The following is a 16,087-nucleotide window of genomic DNA, read 5'->3' on the forward strand; positions in this document are numbered from 1 at the left end:
GCGGGCAAGACGTGTCATCGACATTTAGTGAGAAGCAGGTTCACGACGCATTGTATGCCAAGGGCGGACTTGAAACGTTCGTTCAGGACAGTCCTGAGATTGAGACGGCGCTCGATGAAGCGGATTACACGCCGCCAAAGATCGATCCCGCGGAGTATCCCGGTCCCGATTTCGAACTTTGGAAGTTCGTGAAATCCCGCGCGCTGCAAAAGATCGGGCACCTGCATCGGACCATCCGCTACGGCGATTTCATCGGCAGCAAAATCAATCTTCGAACCGACGATACCAAACCGATGCAGCTGGACCTTTTGGGGCAGCATGAACCGGGCCTGTTTGTTCTGGAGCTTAAGGTCGATAAAACGGCGGAACGCAACGCGTTCTCGGAGATGTTCGCTTACAGCAATTACATTGCCGAGATGTTCGCCCTGTCCGGCAGCAAGGACATCACGAACGTTCTGGTCGCGAAGCTGGATAACAAGATCACGACGCAAGCCTACCTGTACGATTTGCTGATCGCCGACCGTAACGTGATCGTCTACCGGCCGGAGTTTCCGACTGCTTCTTTGGACGATCTCACGCTTCACCTGCATATTCCCAGCGACGAGGATTTTCAGCATCTCACCAATCGGCTGCTGTCGCACGAGTCGATGGACTGCGTTGTCGTTTCCTTCGATGACATGGAGGGATGGTTCGACAGCAACGAAGAAGGCGGCAGCCTCAACGGCCACACGGTCGAGCATCTAAGCCAGCTAAGCACCTACGCTGCGCAACTCATGGAAGCCGAACGGCTTCATGGTTTCTGTTTCGTCCGTAAGCGTTATAAAGAGATTGCGATGGGCTACGGCAACAGCCTGATCATTTGCGCGATCAACCCGTTCCGGGTCGCTGGCCGCGAGCAGTCGAATGACATTCTGGAGCAACTCGACGAAAAACATCACTTTGCATTCTTCGAAGTACCGGAGATGGGATTCGACAGCCGCCTATTCGCCCTCGCAAAGCGCACGATCAAGGACGGCCTGACGCACGATTATAGATGTGAGTTGGAAAGCGCGGTATGGAGCGCGATGGTCGTTTCGACGCTCGAAGTCGTCCTTACGCATAACTTCGCCTTTCGTCCCACGGGCATTCTTCGGGAAGCGTACTCAAACTATCTGAACATGCTTTATGCCGATGAAAATGCAGGCTTGTGCGACGAGGATATCTCGGTGCTCAAGGTCAACGAGCTGTACAGCTGGTTCAACGCTTGGCAGTTCATGGAGCGGTGCGGTTTCACCGATGCCGATCATAAGGACGGCTTGGAGAATGAAAGCGTGGAATAGCCATTAGCGCTTTCTCGGCGTCATGTGCTTCTTGAAGCTCGACGATCCCGGCTAATACAGACCCAAAGGACCTAGCCTTGACGGCAGGGGTAACACGCCTCTCAAACCCGCGTGGCTCCGTTTACGAGAGTCCGGTCGGGCGCCGGTGCGTCCACGGTCATGACCCCCAAGCTAAGTGACCGGAAACTCACGCCTTTTCGGTCATGGGCCTCAACTCTGGGGAAAAGGACGCAGTTATCCACACCCATTGCGAGAACTTGATTTTCATGTTTTGTTCACGTTAGCGATTCGAACGGGGCGAGGATGAGTTCCTTCCAATTTATTCATACCGGGGATATCCACCTCGACAGCCCTCTGAAAGGGGTGAGCGGCCAGGAGGGGGCTGCCGCCGAGCGCATCCGGACGGCAACCAGAACCGCCTTCGAAGATCTCGTTTCCGGGGCGATTGAAGAGCAGGTCGCCTTCATGATCATCGCCGGTGATCTTTATGACGGCGACTGGCGCGATTTTCAGACAGGTCTCTTTTTCGTCCGGCAGATGGGGCGTCTTCGCGCAGCGAACATCCCCGTATTCGTGCTCCACGGCAATCACGATGCCGAAAGCCAGATCACCCGGCGGCTCACCTTGCCGGACAACGTGCAGGTCTTCGGCTATCGGAAGCCGCAAACGTTTGAGCTGGAAGGATGCCGCGTCGCGCTGCATGGCCAAAGTTTCAGAGTGCCGGCGACAACAGACAATCTCGCGGCGGCTTATCCTCCGCCGCTCAAAGGCTGCTTCAACATCGGCGTGTTGCATACTGCGCTTGGAGGCGTGAATGGACCTCACCAGAATTACGCGCCGTGCAGCCTCGATGAGCTCTTGAACAAGGGCTATGATTATTGGGCGTTGGCGCATGTGCATCAGGCCAGCGTTCTGCACGAGAATCCTCATGTCGTTTTCTGCGGCAACCTGCAGGGCCGGCATATTCGCGAAACAGGTCCAAAGTCAGCTTACCTGAACACCGTTCAGGACGGTGTTCTGCAAAGCATTGAACCGCTTCACACCGACGTCGTGCGCTGGGCGCAGATCGATGTGCCGGTCGGCGCGTGCGCGCAGTTTGGCGACGTCGTCGATGAAATCAAATACAAGATTGATGCAGCCACGAGAAACGCAGAGGGGCGGCTGCTGGCATGCCGCATCCAGTTGACGGGTGCGAGCGCTCTCCATGGCGAGTTGCTGGCGTCAGAGACCCAGCTGCTGGCCGAGGCGCGGGCCGCTTCCCTGGCGCTCGGCGAAGAGATTGCGTGGATCGCGAGCGTGACGAATGTGACGCAGCCAGCATCGACAATGTCGGGAGCGATGGATCAGGAAGCTCTCAATGATCTGAACGTCTTGCTGTCGCAGGCAGCCGGCGATTCTGAATTGCAGGCTCAGATAGCGAATGAACTGGGCGAACTCATCCGCAAGCTTCCGCATGACGCTGCGCTCGATGTGGACGATACGCTTCTGCTGGCCGCCATCAACAAGGATTTTGCCGTGGTGATCGATCAGGCCGGCGCGTATCTAAACGCACGCCTGAGTGCAGGGAGGCGCTGAACAATGCGTTTGCGTTCTCTTGATCTCATTCGCTACGGCAATTTCACCGACCGGACGCTCGCTTTTCCGTTAGGCGGGCCGGATTTTCATATCGTGTACGGTGAGAACGAGGCTGGGAAATCGACGACAATGTCGGCGATTGAAGATTTGCTGTTCGGAATCCCCGGTCAGTCTCCTCGCAACTTTCTTCATGAAAACGCTGCACTTCGGATCGGTGCGACGTTGGAGCACGATGCGAATACGCTCGCCATCCGGCGTCGCAAGGGCAATAAAGATACCATCCTGGGATGGGACGATCTGCCCTTGAGCACAGGCGACGGGACGCTTGGGCCGCTGCTCGGAGGGATTGATCGCGCCTTTTATTGCAGGATGTTCTGTCTCGATCATGAGCGCCTGCGCGTCGGCGGGCGTGACATTATCCAGGCCAAGGACGATGTCGGCGCCACCTTGTTCGCGGCCGGGGCAGGCGTGTCGGGACTTCGCGGCCGCCTTGCAGCGATGCAGGAAGAGGCCGAAGGGCTGTGGGCCAGCCGCAAAGCGGGGCATCGAAAATATTACCAGGCCGAAGACCGCCTCAAGGATGCGGAAACCGCCTTGCGGCAGCACACCGTGACGGCAGGCAAATGGCAGGAACTGAAATCGGCCTTCGATGATGCGCGCGAGCGCTGCGCCAGTATTGAAAAGGAGATTGAAGGTCAGGTTACTGCACTCGCCAAAATCGCGCGCATCCGGCGCGTTTATCGCGCCGTGCGGCGTTTGGCGGAAATCGAGCGTGACATCGCCGGGCTTGGCGGTGTTGCGGTTCTTCCCGCCGGCGCGGCGAGCGAATTCGAGAAAGCGGCCTCCGATAACGCCGCCGCAGAAGTGCGCATCAGCGCGTTTGGCGAACAGATCGCGGCCATCGGCGTGGAGTGCGATGGTCTGGTTATCGATGACAATCTCCTTCAGCACGGACCGGAAATAGAGCGGCTTTACGAACGCCGCATCCAGATCGCGTCGGGCAGGGCGGACCTGCCAAAGCGGCGCGCGGATCTTGCGGCTTCAGAAGAGGCGCTGAAACGCCTGGCCACCGAACTGGAATGGATGGCTCCAACAGTCGAAGATTTGATCGCCCGGATTCCCGTGCGCGCCAAGGTCTCGGTTGTCCGTGGGTTGTTGACCGCGCGCGGCAGCCGTTTCACGGCGGTGGGAAACGCACGGAAAGCGGTCGAGGACGCGCTTGAGAAGGTAGAAGATATTCGTGTCCGTATCGAATCGGTGGGCGCCGCGCAGGATGTTTCGGCGCTCGCGGGCGTCGTGAAATCCATCCGCGCCCTCGGTGACCTGGATGCGCGTCTGCAGGCGGCCGAAAGAGAGCGGCGGGACGCCAATGATCTCTGTCAGGAGCAAATGGCGACGATGATTCCCGCGGTTGCAGATGAGGCGCGTTTGCGCGCCATGCGGCCGCCGGTCAACGCAACAGTCAAAGCGCACCGTGATGCCGCCCGCGAATTGGAACGCCGCATCCATAGCCGCGAGGCGGCAATCCGTGAATCCGCCCGGATGGTCGAGAACAATCGCAAAGCTTACCTCCGGCTTGTCTCGGATGAAGGGATCGTGTCCGCAGGCGAGCTGACGAAATTGCGGGAGCTTCGTGATGCCGGCTGGTCCATCATAAAGCGGAAGCACATTGAGAACGTCGCCGTGCCGGATACCGACGAACAGGCCTTCACGAAGGGCGGTTCCCTGCTGAGCGTATTTGAGGCGAGCATCGGCCATGCCGACGGAGCTGCCGATCAGCGGTTTGAGAATGCGCAATCGACGGCCGAGGCGATGGTGTTGGCCCGGCAGATTACTGAACAGGAAGACGGACTGCACGCGCAAAAAGAAGAGCTGGAAGCGCTAACCCGGGAGCAGTCTGGACTGGCCGCTGCATGGGTGGGCATGTGGACCGGTGTTACGGACGCGCCATCGACCCCGGATGAAATGCTCGAATGGCTCGATGCAAGGACAGTGTTGCTTGGCCGGATCGCCAAGCGCGACGCTGCCCTCCGGTCGTCGGCATCGCTGCAGCAGGAGATTGCGGACGCCAGGAAGCAGCTTGTTGGCATACTGCAGGATCCTGCGGTTGCCGCCGCCGCAGAAAGCCTGCCGCTCAATGGCATTCTGACGACGGCGGAGCTGCGCATCCGGACGCAGGAAGCGATTGCGCAAAAGCGCGCCGAGCTCGAGCTTGAGCAACGCAAGATCAAGGCTGACGCGGAGCGCAAGAGCAAGGCCCTCGAAAGCGCCGAGAAAGAGCAGCGCGAGTGGGAAAAAGAATGGAAGGAGGCCTTGGTCGCGCTGAACTTGTCGGGCGAGGCGGCGGTCGAGACCATACAAGGCCAGATCGAAGCTCTGGAACAGATGCGCGACGTCGCTGCAAAAATTGCCGACCTGCAGCATGAGCGTATCGGCAAGATCGAGCGGGATGTTACAGCATTTGAAAGCGAGGTAGCGAGACTCGCCGGGTCCGTAGCAACGGATTTGGCAGGCGCAGATGCTGACGACGTTGTCATCAAAATGCAGGCGCGGCTGGATGACGCGAAGCAAAGCCAGGCAACGCTCGGTGAGAAGAAAGCGGCCATCCACCGCCTTCAAAAGAAATTAGAGGAACGCGACAAGTCGAGAGAAGCGGCGCAGGAAATTATCCTGAAGCTGCAACAGGCGGCTTGCGTGACGCTCGATGCGTTGCGCGCAGCCATAAGGCGATCCGATTTGCTGCGCGGGCTTAAGGATGAACAAGCAAGCCTTCATATGACGCTCGAAGCGGACGGTGATGGTCTTGGCATTGACGCTCTTGCAGAGGAGTGCCGCAACAGCGACCTGGATCAGGCGGCGGCTCGCGAACAGACGCTAACGCAATCCCTGAAGGATCAAAGACAGCGCCAGCTTGAGGCCATCCAGCAACGCAACGACGCGGCGCGCGTTTTCGAAGCACTTGGCGGCGACGCTGCCGCTGCAAAGGCCGCGTCCGACCGTCAGGCAGCGCTCGCGGATATGAGAGACGCCGCCAGCCAATATGCCCGTGTGCGCTCGGCATCGCTCATCCTGCAATGGGCGATCGAACGCTTCCGCCGAGAAAAGCAGGCGCCGCTGCTTAAGCGTGCGGGGGAGCTGTTTTCTATCCTGACCGGCGGATCCTTTGAGAGGCTCGCGCTCGAGTACGATGAGAAAGACGTTCCTCATCTCGCAGGTGTTCGGCGCGACGGGAGCGTAGTGGGGGTTTCCGGCCTCAGTGAGGGCACGGCCGATCAGTTGTTCTTGGCCCTTCGCGTCGCCGCCGTCGAAGAGTATCTCGCCCATGCCGGGTCAGCGCCGTTCATCGCTGATGATCTGTTTATCAATTATGACGATGAGCGCGCTGCTGCCGGGTTCAAAGTACTGCGCGAGCTCTCGGAAAAAACGCAGGTGCTGTTCTTTACCCACCATCAACACCTGATTGACGTGGCCCGCACTGCGTTCGGCGGGAATGTGTCGACAGCCGTGCTTGAGCATCACGATGATCCCCTGAAAAACGTGGCATAGCGTTCCTGCGATCAGTCGCGCAAAGACCGGCAATAGGATTCGATGTCGCTACCGTCTCCTCCTTGTTGGTCAGGGTCGCATCGGGTGTTGCAGCCTTGGCCCTCGCCGAGAGCGAGGTGTGCAAGCCGCAAGAAGAATCTGCGGAGTTTGGCGCGGGCGCAGGCGAAGCCGAGCCACGGAGAGCAGATTGTTCTTGGCGGCGCGCCGACGGGGGCAGCGACCGCGACAGGCGGTCATGAAAAGGCCTGCGGATTACGCGCCGGAAGGCGTAAGCGCTGGGCCGGTGAAATGGCACCCGTAGGAGCGTCAGCATAGCGCCGCCCGGAGCGGGGGCGCGGGACCGACTGCAGCCGCGAAACCGGCCTCCGCGAGCGGCTCGATATTCCCTTGCGAGAGGGATCGTCAACCGGACCTCGGCGCCTTCGCTTCTTAGCATCCCCGAGCTGAATGCCAAAGTAATGAAAGCATCTGAATTCGCTTGTTCAATCCTTGATGCCGAAGTGCTAATTTCCCTCTATGTCAGAACCCACAGTGACACGCGCAAAAATCTCGAAGCTTGAGCTGGTATTTCCGCCGGTCTCCAACCAGGAAGCTGTGTGGTTCAGGGACGTCCCGGAAGTTGAGGAAATACTGCGGCAGAGTGACTTCTATATCATTGGCGGCCGACCGGAGATCAAGCTCAGCGATTTCCAGAAAGACGACGAAGAGGCCACCTTGAGTTTTGACGTCTCGGTCGAGGGTGGCCCTTCCGATCACGTGTTGCTGCGCATCAAAGACCTGCCCGGTATCGAGGAGGCCGACCCCGATACGTTATATATCGAGCTTGGCCCTAAATTCGTCCGTTTCTGGGATGGCCCCGTAAAGCAGAACGGCTCGGAAGTGCTGGAATGGTTCACCACCGAGAAGTTGCTTTGGAGCCGCGCGCATGAGTGGCCTGGAATCGAGGGGCTTGACCGGCACGCTGAGCTTGCGGTGTACGATCTTCTCTACGTTGGTATTGCCAAAACAGGGGATAGTTTCGATCGACTGATCGACAAGGGTCATCATGCGCGAACAGCGATTTTGGCCAATGAGCCTCAACGATTTCCCGGCGCGCGTGTCTCTGACGAGACGTATTTGTTTTTGTTCCGGACCGAGTCGCTCGTTATGCAAACCTTCGAGCCAGAACACGATTTTCAGGATAGCGACTTCGAGGATAATCTTGACCGAAAGCAGGTTGTAGCGGACGCCGAAAAAGCATTCGTGAGCATGCTTAAACCTGATTACAACAAGGTCCGGTTCGCTCGATACCCAAAAGGCTCCGATGGGCTCTACGGAGCTGGCTTCCTGCGCTACGGGTATCTCGTCAACGAAGACGTGACCTTCAACACGGCGCACGGCAGGGTGCGGGGCGCGCGTGATCCTCACGGGTTTATTTCCAACGCGGCGGATTTCATTTTCGTGGACGGCGATGACGTCCGCCTTATGGTTTCCGGCGTGGACTTTCCAACCCAACCCTCGCGAACTCCTTGAGCGCTGAGGTACCATGCTCCTTTGCAGCGCCCGCAATGAGCGGTCCCGATGAAATGGCACTCGCAAGAGTGTCGGCATAGCGCCGCCGACAGGGGAATCGAGGGCAGCCCCGAGACGCAACGGGTAGCCTGGAGAGCGCAGGCGAGTAGAGCCCGGTCGGCAATACCGGCGCGCGCAAATTGAGAAGGGAAAAGAATACACGAATATCGATGGACCGGAAGCCGCGTGATATACTGGCGGTTGTGGATCGACTCAACCCAGGCCTGTGCGGATGTGACGGCGATGCGTTTCAGGAATCTTGAAAGCTACAGGAGCAGCGGGGCCGGCAGCGACATGCAACTCGCTATACCCTTACCTAGAACGCCGGATGGTCGGGTCTATCGCTATTCGCCCAACGAAAACGCGCATCCGCGGCATTTCCTGCTCGGCGGCCGCGTGGAAGGCGTTACCCTGCCGGAGGCGCCCACGCCGCGCATGACCCATGCTCCGGGCACGCCGGGGACTATCTGCCCTTACAGCGGCGTAAAGGCCGAAGACGGTGCCTTCACGCACCCTGACGATATTGCGGCCGCGAAGGAAGTCGTTGCGCATGCCGCCGCGGCCGACGTCGCTGAAGTCTTTCACGGCATGTTCGCCGATTTAGGACGCAAGTTCGCGGGCAGTAAGTTTGTCAAGATCAAACCGGGTCCGAAACCGCATCCCAAGCCCCGGCCCCGTTTTGCTCGACGCGATTTGCTGCGCGATTTGATCTGCGACGAATGCGGGCGCGACTACGGCGTCTTCGCAATCTCGCTGTTCTGTCCGGATTGCGGCGCGCCCAACATTCATCTGCACTTCGCGCGCGAGGCGACGCTCGTGCGGGAGCAGGTGGAACTTGCCGGCAAGCTGGACGCAGGCGCGGACGAGCTTGCCTACCGGCTGCTCGGCAATGCGCATGAAGATGTGCTCACGGCTTTCGAGGCGACGCTCAAGACGGTCTACCTTTACAAGCTCACCACGCGGCCCGCCGACGCGCCCGAGGTAAAGCCACCGGGAAATGCCTTTCAGAATATCGAGAGGGGCCGAAAGCGCTTTTCCGAATTCGATTTCGATCCGTTCGGGGCATTGAGCGCCGACGCGCTCGCGGTGCTGACGCTCAATATTCAAAAGCGCCATGTGATCGGGCATAATCTGGGTGTCGCCGATGCGGCTTTCGCGGAGCACGCGACGGATGCGCGCCTCGGCGAGACGGTGCCCTTGGTTGGCGAGGACATTCTCCAGTTCGCGGATATCTGCAAGACGATGATCGACCATATCGATGCGTGGCTCGCGAACGGCGTGTCGCCGCCGGGCCATGGGTCGCTGCCTGCCAGGCCGATCGTAGCGCCGCAAGCAAAGGAGCCGGCCGCATTGACGGTCCGCCAGCTGGGCAAGCTCGCGGTCAGCATCGGATTGTGGGTGTCGGAACGCTCCAAGAAAGGTTTCGATGATTTCATCGCCGAAGAAGATCTGAGGAAGGCTTTTCCGGACTCGACCATCGACGATTTGGCGTTCGCGGTGGCGGAGCTTGCCAAGGACGGTTATCTGCGGACGAGCGCGGTGATTTCAAAGCGGATTCCACGCATGCGCACTACGGCCGAGCTGTTCATCACTTTCGATCCGCATGCCGTGAAGACCGACCCGGCATCGGATGTGGTCGTAATCGTTGATCTCGCGCTAACGAAAAGCGACACGGTCGGCGTCGAAGAATTGCACGCAGCAACCGGCTGGCCGCTGCGCCGCTTCAATCCGGCCTTTGCCTATATGATCTCCCAGATCAACGAGCGGCGCGTGTTGGGGGGAGGGACCAACGATTACCCGGCCCGGGGCTTCTTCCTGATGGACGAGGACCGCGTGGATCTCAAGCGTTTCGCCGACCGCTTGCGGGGCTGACAGCAGATGCGGTATTTTTTACCGGGGTAGTCATTCCAGTAGAACGTGGGCGGACCTCCTTCCAGTTGAAAAAACAGTCGTCGACAGTTGTGTCAACGACGCCCGCAGATTGCGGTCAGAGATGAAGACTGAGCCGCAAAGCGGCAGCCAATATTGACAAGAAATTTTGGGAGAAGGGCATGGCCCCAAGCGGAAAAAAATTCGAGTTTACCGAGCACGGGGTATTTGAAGCGAACATCGCGGCGTTCTTCGGGCACATGGCTCAGGAGGACGCCGCGCTTGCCGGAGAACTGCAGTCCCACTTCAAAGCGTTGTCGCAGGGCACATACAGCCAGCAGGACATTCTGAACGGCTTGTTCGCCGCTGCCGGAAAGCCATCGCAGCCGCAAACCGCGAACCCGGTTTCAGGCGCCGCTAGCGGCCAAGGGGCGGCACCGGCCGCTGCTTTGCCGTCCGCAACCGGCTGGTTGCTTGAAGGACTTTCGATCGAAGGCTTTCGCGGCATTAACAATCAAGGCAAGCCGCTCGAGCTGAAGTTTCATACCGACAAGGTCAATAGCATCTCGGCGGTAAACGGGGTGGGCAAGAGCTCTGTCTACGATGCGGTCCGATATGCGATATGCGGTGCGGTAGCGTGGCTTGAAGACTTGCCCGCAAGCGAACGGGGCCCGACTACTATCTGAACAAATTCAACTCATCCGGGTTGGCGACGATCACGCTCAAGCTGATCGCCGAGCCGGGCGGCCAGCAAGTAGCCATCACGGTGAAGCGGGACGCGCAAGGTAATCGCACCGTCTCGTCGGCGCCGGCGGCAGATGCCGAAGGCATTCTGCGATCGCTCAATCGCGAATTTGTTCTTCTGGACGGGCACACGTTTCAAAGCTTCATTTCAGCAAAACCCCTGGATCGGGGCCGGACGTTCTCGGGTCTGCTTGGTCTCGCCCAATACAGTGTAATGCGCCAGTCACTTGCGGCTGTCGCGAACACGCGGGCCTTTAACAACCATTTCGCGGTAGCAGAACATGCGCAGCTTCGCGGCCGCGAGGAGAAGGCAGCGGCCGATGCGCGCGCCGCCATTGCGGCCGACTATGCAGTGTTGGTAGGGCAGCCTTTGGCAGCCCTCAATGGAGCGGCCGCACAGGCGAAGTGTCACCATGCTCTGGAGCAGATCGGTCCTCTGAAGCCGCTCTGCGAGAACAAAGCTTTTCACGACATTGACATTAACGCCTGCATTGAGGCGGTGAAGGCGGCCGAGGGAGGGCCTAAGCGGGACCGCCTGAGCGAATGCATTCGCGAGCGGGCGGATCTAAAGAAGCTCAATGTCGAAGCTCCGAAACCCGAGCGTGCGGCAGTGCTTGTGGCCCTGGCAATGGCACGCGATCAGGCGCTCGCTGAAACCGCAGGCGACGTCATGCTGACCCTGTTTCAGGCCGGGCAAAAGGCGCTTGGCTTGCCGGAATGGAGTGATCCCACGCTGTGCCCGCTTTGCGATCAGAAGGGCTCGCACGATCTGAAGGCGCATATCGCTTCCAAGCTTTCCCAATTCGATGCATTGGAGCAGGCAGGAACGGAGATTGCAAAAGAATGGGGCGAAGCCGGCTGGTCCGATCTTGGCGATCTTGAATCTAAGTTGGAGGAGCGCGCCGATAATCGGCTGATTGCGAAGCTGAAGGCGCGCGCGGAAAAAGGCGATATCACCTCTAACGACGCGGAGAGCCTCACGGAGTGGCTGAAAACGTTGCGCTCACGGGCCGACCAGAAAGAGCAGAGCCTGGCTGCCGAACAAGCCGATCTTGAGAAGGAACTGCCGCCGTCCTCCGTCGAGGTCACGCGCAAAGTCGAGGCGGCTCGCCGCCTCCAGGCCAATTGGAACAAGCTTGCCGAGGCTGAAAAAGCCGCGGGGCTGGAGCAAGGGCGGGAGGCGTTGGTCACGCAGGTGAAGCGCTTTCTTGATTCTGCTTCCGATTGCTTCGGCGTCGCGGAAGGCGCTCTCAGCAAGGCGCGGTTGGCCGCCGTCGAGCCGGTTTTCAGGGCGTACTTCGACAAGCTCTCGTTCTTCGGTGTCGTTCCGACGGTGGCTAAACGCGCCAACAGCGAGGACCTTCAAATCGCGCTCGCGGACTTCCACGGGCTGCAGAATCTTTCGCCGCAGGCGTTGCTTTCGGAGAGCTTCCGCAACGCGTTCGCGATTTCTCTCTATCTCGCGGCCGCCTCTCTTTATGGCGGGCTTCCGAAGTTCATCGTGCTTGACGACGTGACCTCAAGCTTTGATGCGGGTCATCAGAATTTCCTCGTTGAGCTGCTCAGGACGTCTTTCGCCCGTCCGGCGAACCCCTCCGGCCTGCAGGTCATCCTGCTAAGCCACGACACCATGCTGGAGAAGCTGTTCAACAAGCACAGCAATACAGGGACCTGGTGGCATCAGCGGCTCGAAGGCGTTCCGCAAATCGCGGTTCTGCCGCAGGCCGGCGCCGTCAACAAGGTGCGCGATCAGACGATCTCGATGCTGCAGGCAGGGCAGGTGGATTTTGCCAAAGAGGGCGTGCGGCAATATCTGGAATACCGCCTTAGCGATCTCATCAGCCGCCTGCGCATCCCGGTGCCTGTCGACGTTGCGTTCAACGACAACAAACAGCTTGCGCATGAATTTCTGCAGGCTATCGAGGCGGCCGTCAAACTGCATCAAGCTGCCAATTCTCTCGTGCTCGATGCTACTCAAATCGCCGGGCTGAATGCCAACATGGCAACCATCGTTGGTAATTTCCTCAGTCACTGGGGGACGGGGCAAACGCTCAGTTTTTCGGGTCCATCGCTTCTGGGCGTGATGCAGTCGATCGATCAGTACTGTGAGTGCTTCAGATATGAGCCGAGTCCTGGTGCGCCGCGGCAGTTCTACAAATCATTGCACCAGCGAAGCTAAAGTGGCGGAGGATGGCAGATGAATATTGTGATCAAGCGTAATTTCCTTGGAAATCGCTCTTCTCAGCCGGGTGGGGTATTGAAGGGCTTTCTGAGGCGGGGAGTCCCGGCGGAAACCTGCACGTCCAGTTTTGGGCTAACGCTGTGTTTGGCCGCTCATTCAACTTAAATGCGACGGCGGCTATCCTTGAAATCGGCCGTTGAGACCATCTTTTCGCAAGGCTTAAAGCCTGTCATTGGTTTACGCGGCTACAACTGCCGCCCAAAGCGGGCATTGGCGTGGAAAGTGACGACGCATGGGTTCGATGAAGGACCTCCAGATCGAGATCATGGGGCTGACGCAGGATTGGCACGAGCTGATCAGGCGAATTCTGAGTCAAGGTAAAGTCGGTGCGGCCTACGTCATGCGACCGGACGAGGCGCCCGACGATGAGGAAAGATGGAACGAGCTCCGGCTTGTACCAGACCTAGCCTTTACACCGGCGGGTGAGAGCGAGCCGCTCGCCGTCGAGTTCAAGATGTACCGCTGGCAGAGCGAATGGCAACGGCGGCTGCGGGAAGCCGTAGCCCACATGCAGGAGATACTGGCGCAAGGACGTTATCAGCGAGGGATAATCATCCTCTCGTTCGACGTCGATGACCAAACCCTTGCTGCGACGCGATCGCGGGTAGCGGGAGCCATCGACATCTGGACTCTGCAGCACCTTCGCGAGCTCGCCGGCGAGGATAAAACGCTTGCCGAGCAGCTCGACGAACTTGCCGGCGACACAGCAATGGACACGCGTTCGATTGCACCGCGGGCCGAAACTCAAGTTCTCGCGAAGGGTACGGCGATCGCCGGCATTTTGCGGGCGACGCTTGCTGGTACGCATGGGTGGCAGGCGTTCGAACGCACATGCGCAGATGCGGTAAAGTTCCTATTCGGTCGGGAATTGCATCGGTCCACGTCCCAGAAGCGCAGTGGAGAAGGCCTGCATCGTATGGATCTGATCTGCCGCATTAGGTCGGAGGGGAACTCCTTTTGGTCAATGATCGCTTCCGATTTTTCGACACGCTACGTCGTCTTCGACGCCAAGAACTATGAGGCACCGGTCGGTCAGAACGAGATCGAGCTGACAAAGAAATATCTCTTCAGAGGCGGGCTTCGAACGGTAGCGATCATCCTCGCCCGCGAAGGGGCCTCGGCTCAGGCGAGGATCGCCGCCGAGCAAGCATTGCGCGAAGATCAAAAGCTGATCCTTGTGATCAGCATGGCCGAACTTTGCGCCATGTTGGAAGGAGCTGATGCCGGAGATCCGCCTGAGAATGTAATGTTCGAGAAGGTCGACGACATGCTGATGAGAATGGGGCGCTGATCTGTTCAGCGGAGCGAATCGCCACGATCGCCTGCTGCGGGGTGCTGTCGATCATTCGCGTTAAGCATCATTGGTGCGAACGAGGTGTATGGCGCAACCTACAAATACGCACTTCCACAATAGCTGGACCTAACGTACTGAAATATAGAGAATATTTGCAGACGCTGCTTGACGGGATGCGCCTGCTGGCGGATCTCGACGGGCGATGTCGAAGGCCCGCTCTCGCGCATGCGGATCGGCGCGGTCCTGCATCCAACCGTGCTCCTCACACTCGCGGATGGCGCCGGCTTCATTCAGCACGTTGATCGCCCAACCGCGCAGGGTGCGGATCGCCGGCCGTCTCTGCTTGGTCATCAGCATTGAAAGGTTCTCCCACGCTGAGACGAATCGTTTAGTCCCCAGACGTTCCCCATCGCTAACACAGGACTGGGATTCGGGATCGTGGGATCTCCTGGTTTTTCGACGGCCGAATATTCCGCGCGGCCAAGTGCTAGGGTGGCAGGAATGAACTGAAGAAACCGTTTTCCGATACTTCAGACGTCCGAGCTCAGGTGGGTGATCCCTGTCCGTTTTGCGCGTGCGGCTGTCGCCGCACCGGGCTCTCGTGTTGGGGTGGACGGCCCCCTTCCGCCAAACTGCGTGGCAAGATGAGGTCGTCGCTGACCTCAACGAAGGAGCCGCCCGTGGAAACGATTGTTCGCATCGGTTTGGATACGTCAAAGAGTGTTTTTCAGTTGCATGGCGTTGATGGCACCGAGCAGCCGGTTTTACGGCGTAAGTTGAGGCGCGGGCAGGTTTTGGAATTCTTCCGTCGTTTGCCGCCTGCGCTTGTCGCGCTGGAGGCTTGCGGGGCATCGCACTATTGGGCGCGGGAGCTTCAATCGCTTGGGCACCAGGTGGTGATGATTCCGCCGCAATATGTCAAACCGTATGTTCAGCGCGGAAAATCGGACGCTGCAGACGCCGAGGCGATTTGCGAAGCGGCAAGCCGGCCAAAATTGCGCAAGAACTTTGTGCCTATCAAAAGCCCCGAGCAGCAGGGCGCGCAGATGCTCGCGCGTGTGCGCAACCAGTTCATCGGCAGGCGGACCCAGCTCGCCAATTCGATCCGAGGCTACGCCGCGGAATTCGGCTTTACTGCGCCCAAGGGGCTTTCCCGGCTTCAGCAATTGCTGATCGACACTCGGGATGACGCGACAGTCCCCAACTTGGCGAAGGAGCTGGTGGAAGCTTTGGCAATAGAGCTGGCGCGCGTCCACGACCAGATCGCCAAGCTCGACAAAAAGCTCATGCAACTCCACCGTAGTAACGAGATGAGCCGGCGACTGGCGGCTATTCCGGGTGTTGGTCCGATCGGCGCGACGCTGCTGTCAATCAAGGTCGTGGATGCACGCGGGTTCAAGTCGGCAAGAAACTTCGCTGCCTGGCTTGGCCTGACACCAAAGAATCACTCGACGGCTGGAAAGAACCGCCTCGGCGTGATTACGCGCGCCGGCGACGGAATGTTGCGAACCGTCTTGGTGGCAGGCGCGACAGCTGTGATCGCAGATATGCGCCGACGGGAAGGTCGCTCCTGGCCCTGGCTCAAAGATATCATCGCACGCAAGCCGCCGAGGCTGGTGGCCATAGCGTTGGCAAATAAGCTGGCGCGGATCGCCTGGAAACTGATGGTCAGCGGCGAGCGGTACCGACCTGCAAGCAGCGTCGTGCCGATGCCGACATAGCCTTGAACGAAATGCAGAGCTTGGCGCCAGACCGGCAGGTTTGACGCTGGGGGCGGAACTTGCAGGACAGGAAGAGGTGGTACGTTCGGCGCAAGCCGGTCAGTGAAATGCTCCGCTCGGTTTACCGGCAGAAAATGCCGCTCTCGTGTTTGGATCTCACTGTCCGCGAAGCCCATCTTGGCCGGTGGTCGTAAGACCCGAAAACAGGCCGGACATATGAGCGCAA

10 protein-coding genes are annotated in these 16,087 nt (G+C 59.1%); 9 read left to right on the forward strand and 1 reads right to left on the reverse strand.

Annotation, left to right across the window (positions count from 1 at the left end; translation table 11 throughout):
* Positions 1-11: 11 nt before the first annotated feature.
* The 8 genes from FOM02_RS44840 to FOM02_RS44875 all read left to right on the forward strand — a co-directional run bounded on the left by FOM02_RS44840 (position 12) and on the right by FOM02_RS44875 (position 14,137).
* Positions 12-1,319 (forward strand): hypothetical protein, encoded by a 1,308-nt coding sequence (locus FOM02_RS44840; protein ID WP_063617214.1) that lies wholly within the window; start codon positions 12-14, stop codon positions 1,317-1,319.
* Between the two features lie 303 nt (positions 1,320-1,622).
* On the forward strand, positions 1,623-2,894 hold the full coding sequence (locus FOM02_RS44845) for a metallophosphoesterase family protein (protein ID WP_265441214.1): 1,272 nt from the start codon (positions 1,623-1,625) through the stop codon (positions 2,892-2,894).
* A 3-nt stretch (positions 2,895-2,897) separates the two neighbouring features.
* Positions 2,898-6,440, forward strand: a complete 3,543-nt coding sequence (locus FOM02_RS44850) for an ATP-binding protein (protein WP_265441215.1) — start codon at positions 2,898-2,900, stop codon at positions 6,438-6,440.
* Between the two features lie 531 nt (positions 6,441-6,971).
* Positions 6,972-7,952, forward strand: coding sequence for a hypothetical protein (locus FOM02_RS44855; RefSeq protein WP_199820248.1), 981 nt, complete (start codon positions 6,972-6,974; stop codon positions 7,950-7,952).
* A 282-nt stretch (positions 7,953-8,234) separates the two neighbouring features.
* The gene (locus FOM02_RS44860; RefSeq protein WP_265441216.1) at positions 8,235-9,863 is read left to right on the forward strand and encodes a hypothetical protein; all 1,629 of its coding nucleotides are present in this window, start codon (positions 8,235-8,237) and stop codon (positions 9,861-9,863) included.
* A gap of 179 nt (positions 9,864-10,042) precedes the next feature.
* On the forward strand, positions 10,043-10,546 hold the full coding sequence (locus FOM02_RS44865; RefSeq protein ID WP_265441217.1) for an AAA family ATPase: 504 nt from the start codon (positions 10,043-10,045) through the stop codon (positions 10,544-10,546).
* Between the two features lie 20 nt (positions 10,547-10,566).
* Positions 10,567-12,783 carry a hypothetical protein gene (locus FOM02_RS44870; protein ID WP_265441218.1) on the forward strand — a complete coding sequence of 739 codons (2,217 nt, stop codon included), beginning with the start codon at positions 10,567-10,569 and terminating at the stop codon, positions 12,781-12,783.
* A 295-nt stretch (positions 12,784-13,078) separates the two neighbouring features.
* Complete coding sequence (locus FOM02_RS44875; protein WP_265441219.1) at positions 13,079-14,137, forward strand: hypothetical protein; 1,059 nt, start codon at positions 13,079-13,081, stop codon at positions 14,135-14,137.
* 129 nt (positions 14,138-14,266) lie between these two features.
* Here the strand turns inward: FOM02_RS44875 and FOM02_RS44880 are convergent, their stop codons facing one another.
* Positions 14,267-14,497 carry a hypothetical protein gene (locus tag FOM02_RS44880; protein WP_035730814.1) on the reverse strand — a complete coding sequence of 77 codons (231 nt, stop codon included), beginning with the start codon at positions 14,495-14,497 and terminating at the stop codon, positions 14,267-14,269.
* A gap of 323 nt (positions 14,498-14,820) precedes the next feature.
* Here FOM02_RS44880 and FOM02_RS44885 point away from each other — a divergent pair, with 323 nt between their 5' ends.
* A complete protein-coding gene (locus FOM02_RS44885) occupies positions 14,821-15,861 on the forward strand; it encodes an IS110 family transposase (protein WP_265441220.1) in 1,041 nt (346 codons plus the stop codon).
* Positions 15,862-16,087 lie beyond the last annotated feature (226 nt).

Origin of the sequence: Bradyrhizobium sp. SEMIA, assembly GCF_014844175.1 — a bacterium.
Taxonomy (GTDB): Bacteria; Pseudomonadota; Alphaproteobacteria; order Rhizobiales; family Xanthobacteraceae; genus Bradyrhizobium; species Bradyrhizobium arachidis.

Bases quoted from the DNA above. Each gene is read 5' to 3' on its own strand.
- FOM02_RS44845 (WP_265441214.1), top strand. From the start codon at position 1,623: ATGAGTTCCTTCCAATTTATTCATACCGGGGATATCCACCTCGACAGC.
- FOM02_RS44850 (WP_265441215.1), top strand. From the start codon at position 2,898: ATGCGTTTGCGTTCTCTTGATCTCATTCGCTACGGCAATTTCACCGAC.
- FOM02_RS44860 (WP_265441216.1), top strand. From the start codon at position 8,235: ATGCGTTTCAGGAATCTTGAAAGCTACAGGAGCAGCGGGGCCGGCAGC.
- FOM02_RS44865 (WP_265441217.1), top strand. From the start codon at position 10,043: ATGGCCCCAAGCGGAAAAAAATTCGAGTTTACCGAGCACGGGGTATTT.
- FOM02_RS44875 (WP_265441219.1), top strand. From the start codon at position 13,079: ATGGGTTCGATGAAGGACCTCCAGATCGAGATCATGGGGCTGACGCAG.
- FOM02_RS44880 (WP_035730814.1), bottom strand. From the start codon at position 14,497: ATGCTGATGACCAAGCAGAGACGGCCGGCGATCCGCACCCTGCGCGGT.